Origin of the sequence: Lysinibacillus cavernae (genome assembly GCF_009724685.1) — a bacterium.
GTDB classification, from domain to species: Bacteria; Bacillota; Bacilli; order Bacillales_A; family Planococcaceae; genus Lysinibacillus; species Lysinibacillus cavernae.
In genome coordinates this window covers 399,821-420,062 of the sequence record NZ_WMEF01000001.1, presented here as the reverse complement: position 1 = coordinate 420,062, position 20,242 = coordinate 399,821, and the positions used below count along the sequence as shown (strand labels likewise).

Sequence of the window (20,242 nt, the reverse complement as noted above, 5' to 3'; positions counted from 1 at the left end):
ATCCTCCTACTCTATCGTCGGAAACATCTTGTGTGGTTTCATCAAACCATCCTTCGTAGGGTGGGCTTGATAAACCGCAACTGCCTTGCCATTGATTCCAAACACAATTTTATCATGACTCTTTAATAATGCATCTGCTGGAAGCACTTGTCCATTGAAAATTTCTTTTTCATTAGTAGCAGTCATCTCAATATATGGATAGTCTGCTAATGCATACTCGACAGGTAAAATACAGGTAGCTACTTGCTCTGCATCCATCAGCTCTGCAACTTGTGCTAGTGTAAAGCAATTATCACGCGTAAAAGTGCCTGAGGCTGTGCGTACGAGCTCTTTCATATGTGCTGGATAGCCCAGGGCATCGCCAATTTGCACAGCTAATGTACGAATATACGTCCCTTTACTACAAGCGATTCGGACAGCAAATGTAATTTCTTGCCCCTCATATTGCTCACGATCATCAAGAAGCTCCAAAGCATAAATCGTTACTTGACGAGTTGGCCTTTCAACTGTTTCGCCTTTTCGGGCATATTCATAGAGACGCTTACCATTTACTTTTACTGCCGAAAACATGGGCGGTGTTTGTTCAATAACTCCTGTTAACGAAGCTAAAACCTCTAACAACTGCTCACGGGAAAATTTTTTCATTGTACTATCTTGTTCAACGGTTTCGCCTTCTGCATCCTCCGTTGTCGTTGTACGTCCTATCGAAATGATAGCTTCATAGGTCTTCCCCGCATCTGTTAAATATTCGGCTATTCGAGTTGCTTGGCCAATACAAATTGGTAGCACACCCTCAACACCTGGATCAAGTGTACCTGTATGCCCAACTTTTTTTGTCCGTAAAATTTTTCGTAATTTAAAGACACAATCATGGCTTGTCATGCCTCTTTCCTTCCAAAGCGGTAAAATGCCGTTCATATTGCTCCTCCCAAATTGCCTTCTCTTTAATCAATTACGTCTTGGCGTAATTATGTCCGGATTTTTAATTGTGTTATTTGTACAAAGTTAGTGAACCGTTGTCACATCTTGTAACAACGGTCAATTGACCTGTATTGTGTAGTTCTTTTATCTGCCAGCGGCTTTACATTCATTCATTGAGTTTGGACACCTTGAAAAAGCTACTGACATGCTACTCATCACCTTTAGAGGCGGGTGTCATTACTGAATGAAGATAAAAAGCCTGCCTGCATAAACATGCATGTGGCAGACTTTTTTCAGCTTATTCTTTGTGTAAACCTCTTAACAATGAATCAATACGGTTACCATATTCAATCGATGAATCAAATTCGAAGATTAATTCTGGTGTACGTCGTAAACGAATGCGTGATCCGATTTCTGATCGAATGAAGCCAGAAGCTTTTACTAAAGCTTTAAGCGTTTCTTCACGTTCACGCTCATTGCCTAAAGATGTAATATAAATTGTCGCTTGCTGTAAATCACCTGTTACATCAACACCTGTAACAGTCACAAAACCAACACGCGGATCTTTTATTTTACGGCCAATAATTTCGCCAAGCTCTTTTTTCATTTGCTCAGCAACACGGTTTGATCGTAGAGACATAATTTGTCACCTCTATTTCGATGTACAGATAGTTGCTGTATAGCCAACACAACTATCTACTATTGCTTATAAATAATCTTTCCACACATCAAGCTGTTCCCATGATGGATTTGACTGCAAATAATGGAGCGCGTGATTTATTTCACGTTCAGCTGCATCTTTTGATGAAGAAACAGCCACAAGTGCTAATTTCGTACGCTGCCATACATTTTGATGGTCAATTTCCGCAATAGAAACATTAAATTTCTGCTTTGTGCGAGTGATCATACGCTGCAAGACAGCACGTTTTTCCTTTAACGAATGGGCAGTTTGAATGATGAATTCAACCTCTGCATATACGATCATTAGACGCGTTTAACTTCTTCCATAATATAGGCTTCGATAATATCGCCTTCTTTAATATCGTTGAAGTTTGTAATCGTAATACCACATTCGTATCCTTTTGCCACTTCTTTTACTTCATCTTTGAAGCGTTTAAGCGTATCTAACTCACCTTCAAAAATAACTACGTTATCACGGATTACACGTACACCTGAATCACGCGTTACTTTTCCATCAGTTATATATGAACCAGCAATTGTACCAACTTTTGATACTTTAATTGTTTGGCGAACTTCTGCTTGACCAATGATTTTTTCTACAAACTCAGGATCAAGCATACCTTTCATTGCTTGTTCAATTTCTTCAATTACTTTATAGATAATGCGGTGTAAACGAATATCTACACCCTCTTCTTCTGCTGCACGTTTTGCATTAACATCTGGACGTACGTTAAATCCAATAACAATTGCATTAGAAGCTGCTGCAAGAGAAATATCAGATTCTGTAATAGCGCCAGCACCTGTGTGAATAATTTTCACATTTACGCCTTCTACATCAATTTTCATTAATGAGGCAGCCATTGCTTCAACCGTACCTTGAACGTCAGCTTTAACAATTAAGTTAAGCTCTTTCATTTCGCCTTGACTCATTTGTTCAAATAAGTTATCCAGCGTAACACGTTGTTTTTCTGAACGCTGTGCTTGGATTGCTGACATCGCACGAGTTTCTCCAACTTGGCGTGCTGTTTTCTCGTCTTCAAAGACTACGAAGCGGTCACCAGCTTGAGGTACATCATTTAAACCTGTAATTTCTACTGGTGTTGATGGGCCAGCTTCTTTCACGCGACGACCTTTGTCATTCACCATCGCACGTACACGACCATACGTATGACCTACAACAATTGGATCTCCTACTTTTAATGTTCCATCTTGCACTAACAGCGTAGCAACAGAGCCACGTCCTTTATCAAGCTGTGCTTCAATAACTGTACCAAGTGCTAAACGATCTGGGTTTGCTTTAAGCTCTCCAACCTCAGCTACAAGTAAAATCATTTCTAGCAATGTATCAATGCCTTCACCTTTCAATGCAGAAATCGGTACGAAAATTGTTTCGCCGCCCCATGCTTCAGGAACTAAGCCATGCTCTGTTAATTCTTGCATCACACGATCAGGATTTGCTGATGGTTTATCCATTTTATTCACAGCTACAATAATTGGTACTTCAGCTGCTTTAGCGTGATTAATCGCTTCTACTGTTTGCGGCATGACACCATCATCAGCAGCAACTACTAAAATTGTTAAGTCCGTTACTTTTGCTCCGCGTGCTCGCATTGTTGTGAAAGCAGCGTGTCCTGGTGTATCAAGGAAAGTAATTTTCTTGTCGCCTTCTGTTACTTGGTATGCACCAATATGTTGTGTAATACCACCAGCTTCTCCTGCAGTCACTTTAGTATTGCGAATAGAATCTAATAATGTTGTTTTACCATGGTCAACGTGACCCATGATTGTTACAACTGGTGGACGTTCTGATAATTCTGCTTCGTTAACTTCTTCTGTTTGCTCGAAGTGTGTTTCTAAATCCGTAATATCTACACGAATTTCTTCTTCCACTTCTACACCGTAGTCTGCGCAGATTAATTCAATTGCATCCTTATCTAATTCTTGGTTAATTGTTGCCATTACCCCAAGCATAAATAATTTCTTAATGATTTCAGATGGCTCACGGTGTAATTTTTTTGCTAATTCCGCTACTGATAACGATTCAACAAAAGTAATTTTTTCTGGCAGTTCCTTTTGTTTTACTGGTATAGACGGTTGATGCGTTTTTGGATGGCGACGTTTGCCTCCATGAATTCCTGGTTTTGGACGTTGGTTGTAACCACCGCCACCTCGACGATTATTATTATTATTGTTATTATTATTATTTTGTGTCATATTTCTATTTTGATTACCTTTTGTATTCTTAGATTTTTCGTTAGACGAATTTGAGTTTTGCTGTGCTTGTTGCTGATTGCTTGCTTTAGGCTTAGAAGTAGCAGATTGCTGCTGCCTTGGTCCTTCTTGCTTTTTAACCGAATGCTGTGGTTTTTGCTGGCTATTCGATTGTGGTTTTTGGGACATATTTTGAGTTGATTGTTTTGCTACATTTTTCTCAGGTGTTGCTTTAAATGATTGGTTTAACTTTGACACAATGTCTTTTTCCAACATAGACATGTGGTTTGTTACACTCACATTTAATTTACTTAGTGCTTCAATAACCTCTTTACTCGATTTATTCACTTGCTTCGCATATTCATGAACTCTGATTTTGGTCATCTGCTCACCCCCGATTAGTTTTCGTTGAGTAGACTAGACAATTTACTTGCAAAACCTTTATCGGTAATAGCTAAAGCCACTCGGGCCTCCTTACCTGTAGCATGTCCTAGATCATATCGATCTCCAATTACATGATACTCAACGTTGTAATACGTGCACTTATCTTGAATTTTTTTACTAGAGTTTTTAGAAGCATCGTTTGCAAGCAGTACTATCTTAGCATTGCCATTGCGGACTTCCTTTACAACTAACTCTTCTCCTGAAATCACTTTACGTGCTCTTGCCGCGATCCCAAGCAAATTAAATATTGCTTGATTCATCATAAAATTGACTCCCTACGAATAAGCAAAAGAAGTTCCTCGTATATTTCTTCAGGAATTTTCACATCAAGTTGGTGCCCTAATACATTTTTCTTACGCGCGATGTCAACTGCCTTCTCTGATTTAGAGACATATGCACCACGCCCAGGTTTTTTTCCGGAGACATCTACACTTACTTCGCCCTCTTTCGAACGAACAACACGTATCAGCTCTTTCTTTGGTAGCATTTCTCCAGTTGCTACACATTTACGAAGAGGTACTTTTTTGTTTACAGCCATAAGAATCACCATTCCTCTCTGAAGCTTGTCGTAAGAGGTGGACAAGTCATGCTCTACTTGACGCTCTGACAGTATTCAGTCGGCGTAGGGGGCCCACTGAATACTGTCAGCTAACTTGTCACACGGGCTTTCTTACTTATTCTTCGTCGTCTTGATATAAGTCAACTGCCACGTCATCAAAATCACTTTCTTCATCGTCAGCAGGAATGAAGGTGCTTGTAGCAGAAGGATAAATACCTAATTCACGAGCATCTGTCTCACTCTTTATATCAATTTTCCAACCAGTAAGCTTCGCAGCTAAACGTGCATTTTGCCCACGTTTACCAATTGCAAGCGATAATTGATAGTCTGGCACGACAACCGTAGTCGATTTCTCTTCTTCGTTCACTTGAACATCTAATACTTTCGATGGGCTTAATGCATTGGCTACAAATACAACTGGATCTTCAGACCATTCTACGATATCAATTTTTTCACCATTTAGTTCATTGACAATCGTTTGTACACGAGCGCCCTTTGCTCCAACACATGAACCCACTGGATCAACTTCTTCATTATGTGCATAGACAGAAATTTTAGAGCGGTCTCCTGCTTCACGTGCAATTGATTTAATTTCTACAATACCCTCATAAATTTCAGGTACTTCCATCTCAAATAATCGGCGTAATAAACCAGGATGTGTACGAGATACAATCACTTGAGGTCCACGTGTCGTACGTTCAACTTTTGTAATATACACTTTGATTCGATCATGAGGATGGTATGATTCACCTTGGATTTGTTCATTGATTGGCAATGCAGCCTCTACTTTACCTAAACCAACATAGATATTTCGGGCATCTAAACGTTCAACAACACCCGTTACGATATCATCTTCACGATCAACATATTGCTCGTAGATTAAGCCTCGCTCTGCTTCACGTACACGTTGTGTCACAACTTGTTTTGCTGTTTGTGCAGCAATACGTCCAAAGTTGCGTGGTGTTACTTCTTGTTCAACGATATCCTCTAATTGATAAGCAGGATTAATGGCTTTTGCATCTTCTAAAGAAATTTGCAAACGATCATCTTCTACCTCTTCCACAACATCTTTACGTGAAAATACGCGAATAGAGCCCTTATCTAAATTTAAGTCCACTCGAACATTTTGTGCTTGGTTAAAGTTGCGTTTGTAAGCTGTGACTAATGCCGCTTCAATAGCTTCAATTAACACATCTCTTGAAATTCCTTTTTGTTCTTCTAGCGCATTCAGCGCATCTAACAAATCACTACTCATTTTTGTTTTCACTCCTAAATATGCATTATGCTGAAAAATCGATGGCAAGGCGTGCCAATGCGATTTTTTCTTGTTCAATTGTTACTGTAATTTTACGTGTTTTAATACGCACTTCCATCACTAGTGTATGTTCATCGTATGATGTTAAGTAGCCTAGGAATTCCTTCATGTCCTTGATGGGCTTATAGGTTTTTACATAAATAAATTTGCCAACTACTTTTTCAAAATCAGTATCTTTTTTTAATGGACGCTCCGCTCCAGGTGAAGAAACTTCTAAATAATAGTTTTGTGTAATTGGGTCCTTTTCATCCAATAGCAAACTTAGTCGTTCACTAACTAGAGCACATTGATCAATGTCAATGTCACCCTCAGGCGTATCAACATAGACACGTAAAAACCAGTTACGTCCTTCTTTTACGAACTCAATATCCACTAGTTCTAGATTTAACTCATCCACAATTGGTTTAGCGAGCTCTTCAATTAAAGATGGTACTTTGCTCATTGTTTCCTCCTGTATCTACCAAATTCTAGCGTATGAATTGTTCATTACTTTAAGTTAACAATTAACACTGCAATGAACCATAATAAAACAGAAATTCCACCAGTTGCTTTGGTGAAATTTTACGGTCTTACCTGCTGTTAGTCAAAATTTGTTTTGCTACGGTATAACAACAGAAAAGAGCGGGAATGCCCCACTCTTTTGCTGGAAAAATATCAACAAATTATTACCATAAGAATAGCACAGTTCTCGGTACAATGCAAATTTCCTTCATTATAGACAACCATATTGTGTCAGAAATTTGAAATACACTGTGGCCTATCCATAGAAAACAGGTCTTACACTAAAAAAGTGATAACTGGTTGGCATCAGGCATGCCTTCTAAACAACCAAGTTGGTCCATGTATTCAATAAGTGTTTTTGATACACGTCCACGTTGCTGTAAATCTTCCTTGGATAAAAATTCACCCTCTTCACGGGCAGCTACAATTGTTTTGGCAACATTGGTACCAAGCCCTGGGATCGCATCGAAAGGAGGAATTAGTGTATTGCCATCAATGACAAATTCACTTGCTTGAGAACGGTATAAGTCAACTTTTTGGAAACTCATGCCTCGTTCACACATTTCAAGTGCGAGCTCCAGCACTGTTAATAAGTTCTTCTCTTTTGTGGATGCATCTAAGCCTTTCATGTTGATTTCATCTATGCGTGCTCGTAACATTTGCGAGCCTTGTACCATAGCAATTAAATCAAAGTCATCTGCACGAACTGTAAAATACGCTGCATAATACAGGATTGGGAAGTGTACCTTAAACCAAGCAATACGTACAGCCATTAATACGTATGCTGCCGCATGGGCTTTCGGGAACATGTATTTTATTTTCTTACATGATTCGATATACCAGCCAGGTACTTTATTGGCCAGCATCTCTGCTTCAAATTCTTCTGATAAGCCTTTCCCTTTTCGCACAGACTCCATGATTTTAAATGCCAGTGATGGTTCCAGACCTTGGTAAATTAAATACACCATAATATCATCACGACAACCAATTACTTCTTTCAGCACACATGTACCGTTTTGAATTAATTCCTGTGCGTTACCAAGCCATACATCTGTTCCATGTGAAAGTCCAGAAATTTGTACAAGCTCCGAGAATGTAGAAGGCTTTGTATCCTCTAGCATTTGACGCACAAAACGAGTACCGAATTCTGGAATACCTAATGTTCCAGTCTTACAACCAATCTGTTTTTCTGTAACCCCTAAAGTTTCTGGAGAACTAAAAATTTTCATTACAACAGGATCATCAGTTGGGATTGTTTTTGGATCTATTCCTGATAAATCCTGTAACATCCTAATAACCGTTGGATCATCGTGTCCAAGTATATCGAGCTTTAAAATATTGTCATGAATCGAGTGAAAGTCAAAATGTGTTGTGCGCCATTCTGAATCTTGCGCATCCGCAGGGAATTGCACTGGCGAGAAATCATAAATATCCATATAATCTGGTACAACGATAATTCCCCCAGGGTGCTGCCCTGTCGTACGTTTTACTCCTGTACAGCCTTGAACTAAACGATCGACCTCTGCCCCTCTGAAATGTAAATTATGGTCATTCGCATAACCCTTTACATAACCATAGGCTGTTTTCTCAGCAACTGTACCAATTGTTCCAGCACGAAAAACATAGTCCTCTCCAAATAGTACCTTCGTATAGTTATGAGCTTGTGGTTGATATTCACCTGAAAAGTTTAGATCGATATCGGGTACCTTATCACCTTTAAAGCCAAGGAAGGTTTCGAATGGTATATCTTGTCCATCTTTTTTATAGGGTGTTCCACATTCCGTACAGTCTTTATTTGGCAAATCATAGCCTGAGCTAACCGAACCATCGTCAAAAAACTCGGAATGCTTACAATTAGGGCAAATATAATGAGGAGGCAATGGATTAACCTCTGTAATTTCCATAAAGGTTGCGACTAACGAGGAACCAACAGAACCACGGGAACCTACTAAATAGCCATCTGCTAACGATTTTTTCACCAGCTTGGCAGAAATTAAGTAAATTACGCCAAAGCCATGTCCCAAAATTGATTTTAACTCTTTTTCAATTCGGGCTTTCACGATTTCAGGTAACTCCTCACCGTAAATCCGATGGGCCATTTCATAGGTTAAATTGGTTACTTCATCATCTGAGCCTTCAATTTTTGGTGTATAGAGGTCATCCTTAATCGGTTTTACATCGCCAATACTCGCTGCAACTTTTTGAGCATTCGTCACAACGACTTCTTTTGCAAGATCGGGTCCTAAAAAATCAAATTCCTTCAGCATTTCATCTGTTGTTCTAAAATGAACCTCAGGTAGCTTAGATCTATTTAAAATATTAGCCCCACCTTGTGAGCCAATGAGAATTTGCCTAAACATGCCATCTGTCGGATCTAAATAATGGACATTGCCAGTTGCAACAACAGGTTTATCTACCTTCTTTCCAAGCTTAACAAGTTTTCGGATAATATCCTCTAATGTCCATTCATCACGCACTACATTGCGTTCAATTAGTGGTGCATATACAGCTTTCGGCTGTACCTCAATATAATCATAAAATCGAGCGACTTGCTCTGCTTCCTCAGGTGACTTATTCATCATCGTTTCAAATAATTCACCATTACTACAACCTGAACCTACTAATAAGCCTTCTCTATATTGCTCAAGTACAGCCCGTGTAACACGAGGCACACGATAGAATGTTTTCGTATGGGAATGTGAGACGATTTTAAATAGGTTCTTTAAACCAGCGTTATCGACTGCTAAAATTGTACAATGCATTGGGCGACCCTTTTTATAGGCGTCACCACCACCTATATGCTTATTAAAATCATCATGGTATTTGATGGCTAATTCATCTGCATCTTTTAAAAGTTGTAAAAGTAGATAGCCTGTCGCTTCAGTATCGTAAATCGCTCGGTGATGTTGTGTTAATTCAATATTGAATTTTTTACAAAGTGTATTCAAACGATGGTTTTTCATCGTCGGATAAAGCAATCTGGCAAGCTCTAATGTATCGATTACTGGATGAATCGTTCCCTCAAGGCCAAACTTTTTATAGCCGGTATAAAGGAATCCTATATCAAATGATGCGTTATGGGCGACAACAATCGCATCACCGATAAAGGTATGAAATTCTTTAATCACTTGCTCTACTTCTGGTGCATTTCGCACCATATCATCTGTAATACCCGTCAGTTCAATGGTAGTTGCTGAAAGTGGGTGATGTGGGTTTGCAAAGCTTTCGTATTTATCGATCACATTTCCGTCTTTAATTTTTACTGCAGCCAGCTCAATAATTGTATCGTAAGCCGTAGATAACCCCGTTGTTTCCACGTCAAAGACAACATACGTTACATCTGCTAATAAACGATGCTCTGGCGCATAGGCAATCGGTACCCCGTCATCGACTAAATTAGCCTCTAGACCATAAATTACTTTGATGCCATGTTTTTTCCCTGCTGCATATGCTTCAGGGAAGGATTGCGCAACCGCATGATCCGTAATTGCTATTGCTGGATGACCCCACTTTGCAGCCTGTGCAACAAGCCGCTCTACAGGTGTAACGGCGTCCATTTGACTCATTGGTGTGTGCAAATGTAATTCAACACGCTTTTCACCCTCTGGTGCTAAATCCTGTCTTGTGCCTTTTTTAATTTCATTAATATCATTAGCCATGACGATTAAATCACGGATGAACGTATCTGTTTGTACAGAGCCTCTAACTTTTACCCACATGCCTTTTTTCAGATGTTGCATCAATTCTGCATCATCATTATCACGAGAGAACATTTTAACAATGATGGAATCCGTATAGTCTGTAATTTTGATTTGTAATAAAGAGCGTCCACTTTTTAGCTCTTTAATTTCTGTATCAAAGACAAATCCTTCAATAATGACACGGCGTTCTTCTTCGACAATACGTTTAATTTCCATTATTTCATCGTCTTTAATGTGCATGCCAAGCTGGAATGGACGATCACCTAGGTTCGCTAGTGCTGGATTATCCTTCTTCTCTTTCTCACGTTTTTGGAAATCCTGCACCGCTTGCTGTGCTAAAGCCACTTCTTCCATACGTTTCTGCTCTATAAATGCTTCCTGTGCCGCAATCATTTCTTCTGTCTCTTCTTGTAACACAAAGTCTATCACCATATGAGGGAAACCAAATTGACCATAGCTTTCTGCCAGTTTATCTGCATACTTTGTTTTCAGCATCATAAATTCCATTTCCTGCATGCAGGATAATGTCATTTTTTGTCCATTCCATATTGGCATTTGGGAAATAAGACAATTTTTTAACGTTGGCGCCATCTCATCAATTTGTTCCACAACACTTAACCAATAAGCTTGCACAAGTTCCTCTGTCACGCTTTTTTCTAGGGTTTCAAATGTTGTATTAATTTGAGCGATTGCTGAGAATTTCTCCTTTAAATGCGTACGGAAAAGCTGGTATAACGGAAACGGCAGTATATCTTTTAATTTAATGGTGAAATGCCAAAGTCTATCCTTTTTATGGACCGTCAGGCGTGATAATTCACCTTCCTCAAAAAATGACATGTACACATCATCTGTTAATTCTAGTTGCTGCAAGAGCATGCGAAGTCTCATTCTTGCCTCTTGTTGCTGTTCCAATCTATCGACACCTACTTTCAGAAAGAGGCAGTCTATTAAGCCTCATATTCTAATTCGTCTTATAAGCATGACGACAATTCAAGAAAAAAATTCGCTCCCTCACTGCGGGCGCTCTTCAAGCTTAACAGAGTTTTAACCATCTGTTGTTTCTTGCTTGGCTCACTATCCCGCAGAAGTGTCGCGAATTATTTATACCTATCTTATCAAAATTACATGTTAGCCTCTATCAAAAGCATCGACTTCCATTTAAGACCATCCATGTAACAGGCTTTTAATTTTTACGGAAAAATTCGTTTAGGTGATCAATTACTTCTTCTTTTTTCCATTCAAATGTTTCACCAGTCTGTCTGAATTTCACTTCTACAATACCTTCTGTTGCTTTTTTACCTACTGTTACACGAACAGGTAAACCAATTAAATCAGCATCTGCAAATTTTACACCTGCACGTTCAGCACGATCGTCTAATAGCACATCAAAACGATATGATTTTAATAAGCCGTAAAGCTCATCTGCTAATGCTACTTGTGCCTCATCTTTCGTATTAACTGGAACAACATGAATATCATATGGCGCTAATTGTGTTGGCCATGTAAATCCATTTTCATCTTGGAAGTGCTCAGCTACAGCAGCTAGAATACGAGATACGCCGATACCATAGCAGCCCATAATAAACGGTTGAGCCTTTCCTTGCTCGTCTAAGAAAGTACCATTCATTTTAGCAGAGTATGTAGTACCTAATTTGAAAATATGACCCACTTCTATACCTTCTGCAAATTTAATGATACCTTGTCCATCTGGAGAAGGATCTCCCTCTTGAATAAAACGAATATCTAAGAAGTCGTTAACAGCAAAATCTCGCTCTGGATTAACATTGACTAAATGGAATCCATCCTCATTTGCTCCCGCAATACCATTACGGATAGATTGAATAGCATGGTCTGCTACTACTTTTACGTCTACCGGTAATTTTACTGGACCAATTGAACCGACGCCACAGCCTAATAAATCGCGAATAGCTGCTTCACTTGCAAGCTCTACAGAACCTGCATCAAGGGCGTTTTTCAATTTGATATCATTAATTTCATGATCCCCACGTGCAAGGACAACAACAAGCTCCCCATCAACATCAAAAACTAAAGATTTGATAACATTGGCAGGCTCTACATGGAGGAAAGCTGATACTTCTTCAATTGTTTTTTGATCTGGTGTTGCTACTTTTTCAACTTCTTTTAAAACTTCATCAGTTGGTTGATAGTCAACGATTACTTCAGCCATTTCGACATTTGCTGCATAGTCAGAAGTATCAGAGTATGCAATAGTATCTTCTCCAATTTCAGAAAGCACCATAAATTCATGTGTACCTTTACCGCCGATTGATCCTGCATCTGCAATAACAGCACGGTAGTTTAATCCAAGACGAGAAAAAATATTAGAATAAGCACGATACATATCATCATATGTTTCATCTAAGCTTTCACGTGACGCGTGGAAAGAATACGCATCTTTCATAATAAATTCTCTTCCTCTTAGTAAGCCAAAGCGAGGGCGTTTTTCATCACGGAATTTCGTTTGAATTTGATACAATGTTAACGGTAATTTTTTATAGGATTTAATTTCATCACTTACTAAAGTTGTAATCACTTCTTCATGTGTTGGCCCTAATGCAAAATCACGGTCATGGCGATCTTTCAAGCGCATTAATTCTGGGCCGTACTTTTCCCAGCGACCTGACTCCTGCCAAAGCTCAGCAGATTGTAGTGATGGCATTAAAAGCTCAATAGAGTTGATGGCTTCCATTTCTTCACGAATAATTGTTTCGATTTTTGTTAACACACGTTTTGCAAGCGGTAAATACGAGTATACCCCACTTGTATTTTGACGAATAAACCCTGCACGCAGTAATTGCTTATGTGACTTTACCTCAGCATCAGCAGGTACTTCACGTAACGTTGGGATAAATGTTTTACTTTGCTTCATTCAGTGTTCCACCTTTTTTAAATAGATAAGTTTATACTCTCAATAGCATAAACAAATTTAGCTTTGAGCGCAATGTTTCATAGAAATTGCGCTCAAAGCTAGAAGATCAAATTCCATTTAATTGTAAAGCACTAGAAATATCTAGTCATTTATTAAAAGAAAAATCGCTGTATATCGTTCCATGTAACGACAACCATTAAAATCATCAATAGGACGATTCCGACAAAATGAACAATTCCCTCTTTTTGACGGTCAATTGGTTTCCCACGTAAAGCTTCAAAACCAAAGAATAATAAACGGCCACCGTCAAGTGCTGGTAATGGAAGTAGGTTCATAATCCCTAAGTTAATACTTAGCATTGCAGCCCAATTCATTAAGTTCATAATACCATATTGGGCCACTTGTTCTGTTGCCTTATATATACCTACAGGACCGGAGAGTGCATCGATTGTGAACTTACCAGTTACCAACATACCTAGAAGCTCAAATATTTTGACGGTCATATTATAAGTTTCTTGTGCTCCATAGACCACTGCCTTTAATGGATTAAATTCTCTTGGGCTTTCATAACGAACACCAATTTGACCATATTTTTCGCCATCCGGTTCTTGGACTTCTTTTACAGTCATATTTAAATTAACAGATTGTCCATCTCGTTCAACTGTCACCGTAATAGCTTCGTTCGGATGATCTTGAACAATAGCGGCTAAATCCTGCCATTTTTCAACTGCTTGTCCTTCAATAGCTGTTACTCTATCCCCAGCAAGCATTCCTGCCTGTGCAGCTGGATCATTTTCTACTACTTCAGAGATGATTGGCTCATATGTTGGTATACCGTGAATTAATCCAATCATTAAGTAAATAACAAATGCAAGAATAAAGTTAAACAACGGACCTGCAAAGATTGTCATTGCTCGTTGACCAACTGTTTTAGCATTAAATTGACGGTCATGTGGCGCAATGACCAATTCACGACCATTTTCCGCGAGAACACAATCTCTTGCTACTTGATAACGAACTAAACGTTCCTCTTCATCATAGCCCTCTACAAATAAATTCTTTTCTAAATCAGCACGTTCAACCTCTAAAAACAATAAATCTGGCAACTGCTTATTATTTTGATTGAAAATAATTTTCTTAACAATATTATCTTCGTCCACTATAAGCCCGATTCGGTAGCCTGGCTGTAGTTCAGTGCCATCCATATCCTCGCCGGCCATACGTACATATCCCCCAATAGGCAATAAACGAACGGTATACATTGTTTCTCCATGCGTTCTACCATAAATTTTGGGACCCATTCCGATGGCAAATTCACGTACTAAAATACCTGCACGTTTGGCGAATAAGAAGTGTCCAAGTTCATGGAAGAAGACGAGCATCCCAAATATTAATAAAAATGCAATGGCTGTTTGCATAATACCCCACCTTTAATAGCGATTAGTTAACGATACAGTGTTTTCGTTATTTTACCATGTCTAACACTATTTTTCTTGTCTCACTGTCCACATGTAAAATTGTTTGTAAATCAGGTATTGTGATGTTTTGATGTGCTTGCATCACGCGTTCAATCGTCTCATCAATTTCAAGGAATGTTATTTTCCCTTGTAAAAAGGCTGCAACTGCTGATTCGTTTGCTGCATTCATTGCTGTTAAAATAGTACCACCAGTACGACCAGCCTCATACGCTAAACGCAAAGCTGGATAACGCTCAAAGTCCATATCTTGAAAATGTAGTTGTCCAATTTGCGCTAAATTTAGTCGCTGACCATTATGTAATGGTATACGATCAGGATAGCTTAAAGCATATTGGATAGGAACGCGCATATCTGGTGTACCTAACTGAGCAATCACACTAGTATCATGATACTCAACTAGAGAGTGAATAATACTTTCTCTATGCAAAAGTACATCAATTTTATCATATGGCATATCAAATAAAACATGTGCTTCAATGACTTCTAACCCTTTATTCATCATTGTAGCTGAATCTATTGTAATTTTTGCACCCATAGACCAATTCGGGTGATTGAGTGCATCTGCGACAGTCACATGTTTTAATTGTTCACGTGTTTTATCACGGAAGCTTCCACCTGAAGCAGTAATAATCAAACGTTCAATATTTTTCGGGTTCTCACCATTCATCGATTGGAAGATGGCAGAATGCTCGCTATCGACAGGCAAGATCGTTGCTTTATATTTTTTTGCTTCTGCCATTACTAAATGGCCAGCCGTGACAAGTGTTTCTTTATTAGCAATGGCAATCGTTTTTCCCATCTGGATAGCTGCTAATGTTGATTCAAGTCCAACACTTCCTAGCACTGCATTAACAAGTACAGTTGAATCTGGATGTGTAGCAACCTCTACAAGTCCTTTTGCCCCAAATGTAAATTGGATTTTCGGATAATCCTTAGCAAGCAAACGTGCATCTTCTTCTAATTGAACCGAAACTAGCTCGGGTTTTAATGTTTCAATCATCTCGCGCGTTTTCTCTATGTTTTTCCCTGAAGAAAAAGCCACTAATTGAAAAGCATCACGTTGTTCTTTTAAAATATCGTAGGTTTGCCAACCAATTGAACCAGTTGCACCTAATAAACTAATTTTTTTCACAACAAATTGTCCCCTTTTTCTATCTAAGCAAATGATTTAGCAAGATGTCATTCAGTATACAAATCAATTACCAAACAAATGTAAAAAATGCAGTAGAGGCACAACGAATAATAGACTATCGAAGCGGTCTAAAATCCCGCCATGCCCTGGTAAAATATTGCCCGAATCCTTTACATCAAAATGACGCTTAATAGCTGATTCGACTAAATCGCCCATTTGACCAATAATAGAGGCAAAAATCGTTACAAAAACAAGTGAAATATAACCATTTGCGAATGGGTAAATGAGTTGCATACCAACTGCAAAAATGACAGCAATTACAATTCCACCTATAAAACCTTCAATCGTTTTCTTTGGTGAGATTTCAGGCCACAACTTATTCCTACCTAATTTTCTTCCTACAAAATAGGCACCTGAATCTGTAGTCCAAACAACTAATAAACAATAAACAACATACTCTAACCCAACATTTCTTGTTTCAATTAAATAATGGAATCCTAATCCCACATAAAATGCGCCTAATAAAATAAAACCAACTTCGTCAAAAGTAATTTTATTTTTTACAAGGACCACGTAAATAAGTAGTAACATCATTAGGCCATAGACAACCATTAAATTGGATGAATAGCCTATTGCCTCTACAACCTTTTCACTCCAGTCCTTCGGTATCACAAGCAATATCAAGGTTACTAACCCTAAAAAACCAGGCACAGAAAAAATGGAAATACCTTTCATTTTTAGTATTTCATAAAAACCGACAATAGCCATTGCAAGCACAAGTAGTGTAAATGGTACTTTTCCATAAATAACGAACGGAATAAAAAGCGCTGCTGCGATTATTGCCGTGATAATTCGTTGTTTCAAGTTGTTTCTTCTCCCTTCAACCCACCGTAGCGGCGATTACGTTTTTGATAGTTTTCCACCGCTTCCAGTAAGCTTTCCTCACTAAAATCTGGCCACAATGTATCTGTAAACCAAAATTCTGTATAGGCGAGCTGCCATAACATAAAGTTACTTAATCGTACTTCGCCACTTGTGCGAATTAAAAGATCTGGCTCAGGCAAATGAGACGTCATTAAATGAGACGTTAAACATTCTTCTGTTATGTCTTGCATCGTTAATTGACCGTCCTGCACTTTTTGAAGCATCGCTTTCATGGCATTGACCATTTCAGAACGACTACCATAATTCAGCGCAAAATTTAATATAAGTCCAGTATTATGCTTCGTTTCTTCCATTGCCTCAAACAACGCTTTTTGCGTATGGGCAGGTAATAGAGATGGGTCTCCAATCATTTCGACACGCACATTCCGCTCCATCATTTCTGGTAAAAAAGAACCTAAAAACTCAACAGGTAGCCGCATAAGAAAATCAACTTCAGGTTTTGGTCGCTTCCAATTCTCCGTGGAAAATGCATATACAGTTAAGACTTTAATACCTAAATCTGACGCAAATCTCGTTACCTTACGTACCGTCTTCATTCCTTCATGATGACCAGCAACTCGTGGCATAGCCCGTTTCTTTGCCCAACGTCCATTTCCGTCCATAATAATCGCTACATGGGCAGGAATCGGCTCGCTTTTAGTAAGGGCCACACGCTCCTCCAATGATAGTGTATCCATATTTATTTGTTTACCTAATAGCTTTTTAAACATGCTAACTCCCCCACTACAACTAATCGGACGTATATTAACCTATCATAACAAACAAAAGCGCTTTTTGTCTTTTTTTTCCCTCTAAATTGACTATGTATGTACTAGCTTATTTTAGAACTATACACATATTAAAGAATGAGTTTGTTAAAAAATCGATGATTGTAATTAATGACCTTTTCATATTCAATACATGCTTTCTCGTTATGAGTAAGCTATTTGCAATGAGCAATAAAGAGAAAAGACGTCCTGTTAAGTATAGGACGCCTTCATCTCATCAAAAAGTTCCATCATAGACATGTAAAACGTCTTGTTTACACCTCTAAAATTTCTTTTTCTTTATCTTTCGCTACTTGATCTACTTTGACAATGAAATCATCTGTTAATTTTTGAATATCGTCACCATAGCCACGTAGATCATCTTCTGTGATTTCGCCAGCTTTTTCAAGTTTTTTCAAATCATCATTTGCATCGCGACGAACGTTACGTACAGCAATTTTTGCGTCTTCCGCTTCTTTTTTCACTTGCTTTACTAGATCCTTACGACGTTCTTCAGTTAGAGCCGGAATCATTAAACGGATAACAGAGCCATCATTTGTTGGTGTGATACCAATATCGGATTTCATAATCGCTTTTTCAATATCACCTAAAATTGTTTTATCGTAAGGTGTAATTACAAGTAAACGTGCTTCTGGTACAGAAATACCACCAAGTTGGTTAATTGGTGTTGGTGCACCATAGTAGTCAACCGTGATACGATCTAGTAGAGATGCGTTCGCACGACCTGCACGAATGGATGCTAATTCACGTGAGAATGCTGCGATTGTTTTGTTCATTTTTTCTTTTGCTTGTTCTAATACTTGTTTAGTCATTATGCGTTCCTCCTAACAACTGTTCCGATTTTTTCGCCTTGTACAGCTCGTTTAATGTTACCTGGCTCCGTAATTGAGAAAACAATTAGCGGGATATCGTTATCCATACATAAAGTTGAAGCCGTTGAATCCATTACTTGTAAGCCTTGTTGGATAACGTCTAAGTATGTGAGTGTATCATATTTAACGGCTGTCTCATCCACTTTTGGATCTGCCGAATAAACGCCATCGACATTGTTTTTAGCCATTAAAATCGCATCAGCGTCAATTTCTGCTGCGCGTAATGCGGCAGTCGTATCAGTAGAGAAGAAAGGATTACCTGTTCCAGCTGCAAAGATTACAACACGTTTTTTCTCTAGATGTCTAACTGCTTTACGACGAATGTATGGCTCTGCTACTTGAGTCATCACAATAGAAGATTGAACACGTGTTTCAATGCCTAATTTCTCAAGAGCATCTTGTAAAGCAAGGGAGTTCATAACTGTTGCCAGCATACCCATATAGTCGGCTGCAGCACGATCCATCCCCATTTCACTACCTATTTTCCCACGCCATATATTACCGCCACCTACAACAACAGCAACTTCTACATCAAGATCTACCACTTCTTTTACTTCTTCTGCAACAGACTTGATTATTTTTGGTGATAAACCGAAGCCCGCTTCTCCAGCTAACGCTTCACCACTTAATTTAATAACTACTCGTTTATATTGCGGCACACTCATTGTAAACCTCCGTAAGACTTTATTTAATACCTATCTATTCTCTTTTCCATTATAGTATAACTAACAATAATTGCTAGTTGTGAATAAGGCAGAATAGAAAATTATATCCGTTTTTCGTTCATTTCGGAAAAATAGGGAACACGCTATGTTGTGTTCCCCATTTTTTGTCTAGAAAATCTAGATATTATTTGATTAGAATCAAATGCAAGCTAAATTAGTTACCTTTAACTTGGCTCATTACTTCTTCTGCAAAGTTATCTTCACGTTTTTCAATACCTTCACCAACAGCGTAACGTACAAAGCCGTTTACTGAACCACCAGTTGAAGCTACGAAATCACGTACTTTTTGATCTGAGTTTTTAACGAAAGTTTGATCAAGTAAACAAACGTCTTCGAAATATTTACCAAGACGACCTTCAACCATTTTCGCAACGATATTTTCTGGTTTACCTTCGTTTAGAGCTTGCTCAGTTAATACTTTACGCTCACGTTCAACTTCTTCAGCAGAAACTTCATCGCGTGAAACATATGTTGGGTTGATTGCTGCAATGTGCATAGCAACATCTTTTGCAGCTGCTGCATCAGTAGAACCTTCTAAAGTTACTAATACACCAATACGACCGCCCATGTGTAAGTAAGAACCAAATGCATCTGCATCAGATTTTGTTTTAATTTCGAAACGACGAAGTGTAATTTTTTCACCAATTGTTGCAATAGCTGTTGAAATTTGGTCTTCAATTTTTACACCTTCAGCATTTGTAAGCTCTAGAGCAGCTTCAACTGAAGCTGGTTTAGCAGTAAGTAATTGCTCTGCCAAAGAAGAAACTAATACTTGGAATTTATCGTTTTTAGCAACGAAGTCAGTTTCAGCGTTTACTTCTAAGATGATTGCTTCGTTACCTTGTTCTAAAATGTAAGTTGTACCTTCCGCAGCGATACGGTCAGCTTTTTTAGCAGCTGAAGAAAGACCTTTTTCACGTAGGAAGTCAATTGCAGCTTCTAAGTTACCATCAGTTTCTACTAACGCTTTTTTACAATCCATCATACCAGCGCCAGTTTTTTCGCGTAATTCTTTTACTAATTGTGCAGTAATGTTTGCCATTTAGTGTTTCCTCCTCAAGTTGGTTGAACAATATTTAATGATAGGTTCTAAAAAAGGT

The 20,242-nt window shown here is 38.5% G+C and carries 17 protein-coding genes; all 17 read right to left on the bottom strand.

Features of this window, described 5'->3' with window-relative positions:
• Positions 1-6 precede the first annotated feature (6 nt).
• The 17 genes from truB to tsf all read right to left on the bottom strand — a co-directional run bounded on the left by truB (position 7) and on the right by tsf (position 20,184).
• The gene (truB, locus tag GJU32_RS02045; RefSeq protein WP_155590277.1) at positions 7-918 is read right to left on the bottom strand and encodes a tRNA pseudouridine(55) synthase TruB; all 912 of its coding nucleotides are present in this window, start codon (positions 916-918) and stop codon (positions 7-9) included.
• A gap of 301 nt (positions 919-1,219) precedes the next feature.
• Positions 1,220-1,561: a 30S ribosome-binding factor RbfA gene (gene rbfA / locus GJU32_RS02040; RefSeq protein WP_155590276.1), complete on the bottom strand. Its 342-nt coding sequence runs from the start codon at positions 1,559-1,561 to the stop codon at positions 1,220-1,222.
• Positions 1,562-1,627: 66 nt separating this feature from the next.
• Positions 1,628-1,906, bottom strand: coding sequence for a DUF503 domain-containing protein (locus tag GJU32_RS02035; RefSeq protein ID WP_155590275.1), 279 nt, complete (start codon positions 1,904-1,906; stop codon positions 1,628-1,630).
• Positions 1,906-4,197, bottom strand: coding sequence for a translation initiation factor IF-2 (gene infB / locus GJU32_RS02030; protein WP_155590274.1), 2,292 nt, complete (start codon positions 4,195-4,197; stop codon positions 1,906-1,908). The genes GJU32_RS02035 and infB overlap by 1 nt, the downstream gene beginning before the upstream one ends.
• A 14-nt stretch (positions 4,198-4,211) precedes the next feature.
• Positions 4,212-4,520 (bottom strand): YlxQ family RNA-binding protein, encoded by a 309-nt coding sequence (locus GJU32_RS02025; protein ID WP_155590273.1) that lies wholly within the window; start codon positions 4,518-4,520, stop codon positions 4,212-4,214.
• Positions 4,517-4,795 carry an RNase P modulator RnpM gene (rnpM, locus tag GJU32_RS02020; RefSeq protein WP_155590272.1) on the bottom strand — a complete coding sequence of 93 codons (279 nt, stop codon included), beginning with the start codon at positions 4,793-4,795 and terminating at the stop codon, positions 4,517-4,519. The genes GJU32_RS02025 and rnpM overlap by 4 nt, the downstream gene beginning before the upstream one ends.
• Positions 4,796-4,931: 136 nt before the next feature.
• A complete protein-coding gene (nusA, locus tag GJU32_RS02015; RefSeq protein ID WP_155590271.1) occupies positions 4,932-6,071 on the bottom strand; it encodes a transcription termination factor NusA in 1,140 nt (379 codons plus the stop codon).
• A 25-nt stretch (positions 6,072-6,096) separates the two neighbouring features.
• Complete coding sequence (gene rimP, locus GJU32_RS02010; RefSeq protein ID WP_155590270.1) at positions 6,097-6,573, bottom strand: ribosome maturation factor RimP; 477 nt, start codon at positions 6,571-6,573, stop codon at positions 6,097-6,099.
• Between the two features lie 340 nt (positions 6,574-6,913).
• Complete coding sequence (locus tag GJU32_RS02005; RefSeq protein ID WP_155590269.1) at positions 6,914-11,245, bottom strand: PolC-type DNA polymerase III; 4,332 nt, start codon at positions 11,243-11,245, stop codon at positions 6,914-6,916.
• Positions 11,246-11,516: 271 nt separating this feature from the next.
• Complete coding sequence (locus tag GJU32_RS02000; protein WP_155590268.1) at positions 11,517-13,223, bottom strand: proline--tRNA ligase; 1,707 nt, start codon at positions 13,221-13,223, stop codon at positions 11,517-11,519.
• 152 nt (positions 13,224-13,375) lie between these two features.
• Positions 13,376-14,641, bottom strand: coding sequence for an RIP metalloprotease RseP (rseP, locus tag GJU32_RS01995; RefSeq protein WP_155590267.1), 1,266 nt, complete (start codon positions 14,639-14,641; stop codon positions 13,376-13,378).
• A 46-nt stretch (positions 14,642-14,687) separates the two neighbouring features.
• On the bottom strand, positions 14,688-15,833 hold the full coding sequence (gene dxr / locus GJU32_RS01990; RefSeq protein WP_155590266.1) for a 1-deoxy-D-xylulose-5-phosphate reductoisomerase: 1,146 nt from the start codon (positions 15,831-15,833) through the stop codon (positions 14,688-14,690).
• Between the two features lie 63 nt (positions 15,834-15,896).
• Positions 15,897-16,697 carry a phosphatidate cytidylyltransferase gene (locus GJU32_RS01985; RefSeq protein ID WP_155590265.1) on the bottom strand — a complete coding sequence of 267 codons (801 nt, stop codon included), beginning with the start codon at positions 16,695-16,697 and terminating at the stop codon, positions 15,897-15,899.
• Positions 16,694-17,488, bottom strand: coding sequence for an isoprenyl transferase (locus tag GJU32_RS01980; protein ID WP_155590264.1), 795 nt, complete (start codon positions 17,486-17,488; stop codon positions 16,694-16,696). The genes GJU32_RS01985 and GJU32_RS01980 overlap by 4 nt, the downstream gene beginning before the upstream one ends.
• 311 nt (positions 17,489-17,799) lie before the next feature.
• The gene (gene frr, locus GJU32_RS01975) at positions 17,800-18,357 is read right to left on the bottom strand and encodes a ribosome recycling factor (RefSeq protein WP_155590263.1); all 558 of its coding nucleotides are present in this window, start codon (positions 18,355-18,357) and stop codon (positions 17,800-17,802) included.
• A complete protein-coding gene (pyrH, locus tag GJU32_RS01970) occupies positions 18,357-19,082 on the bottom strand; it encodes a UMP kinase (RefSeq protein WP_155590262.1) in 726 nt (241 codons plus the stop codon). Before pyrH ends, frr begins: the two co-directional genes overlap by 1 nt.
• 214 nt (positions 19,083-19,296) lie before the next feature.
• Complete coding sequence (gene tsf / locus GJU32_RS01965; RefSeq protein ID WP_155590261.1) at positions 19,297-20,184, bottom strand: translation elongation factor Ts; 888 nt, start codon at positions 20,182-20,184, stop codon at positions 19,297-19,299.
• Between the last annotated feature and the right edge of the window lie 58 nt (positions 20,185-20,242).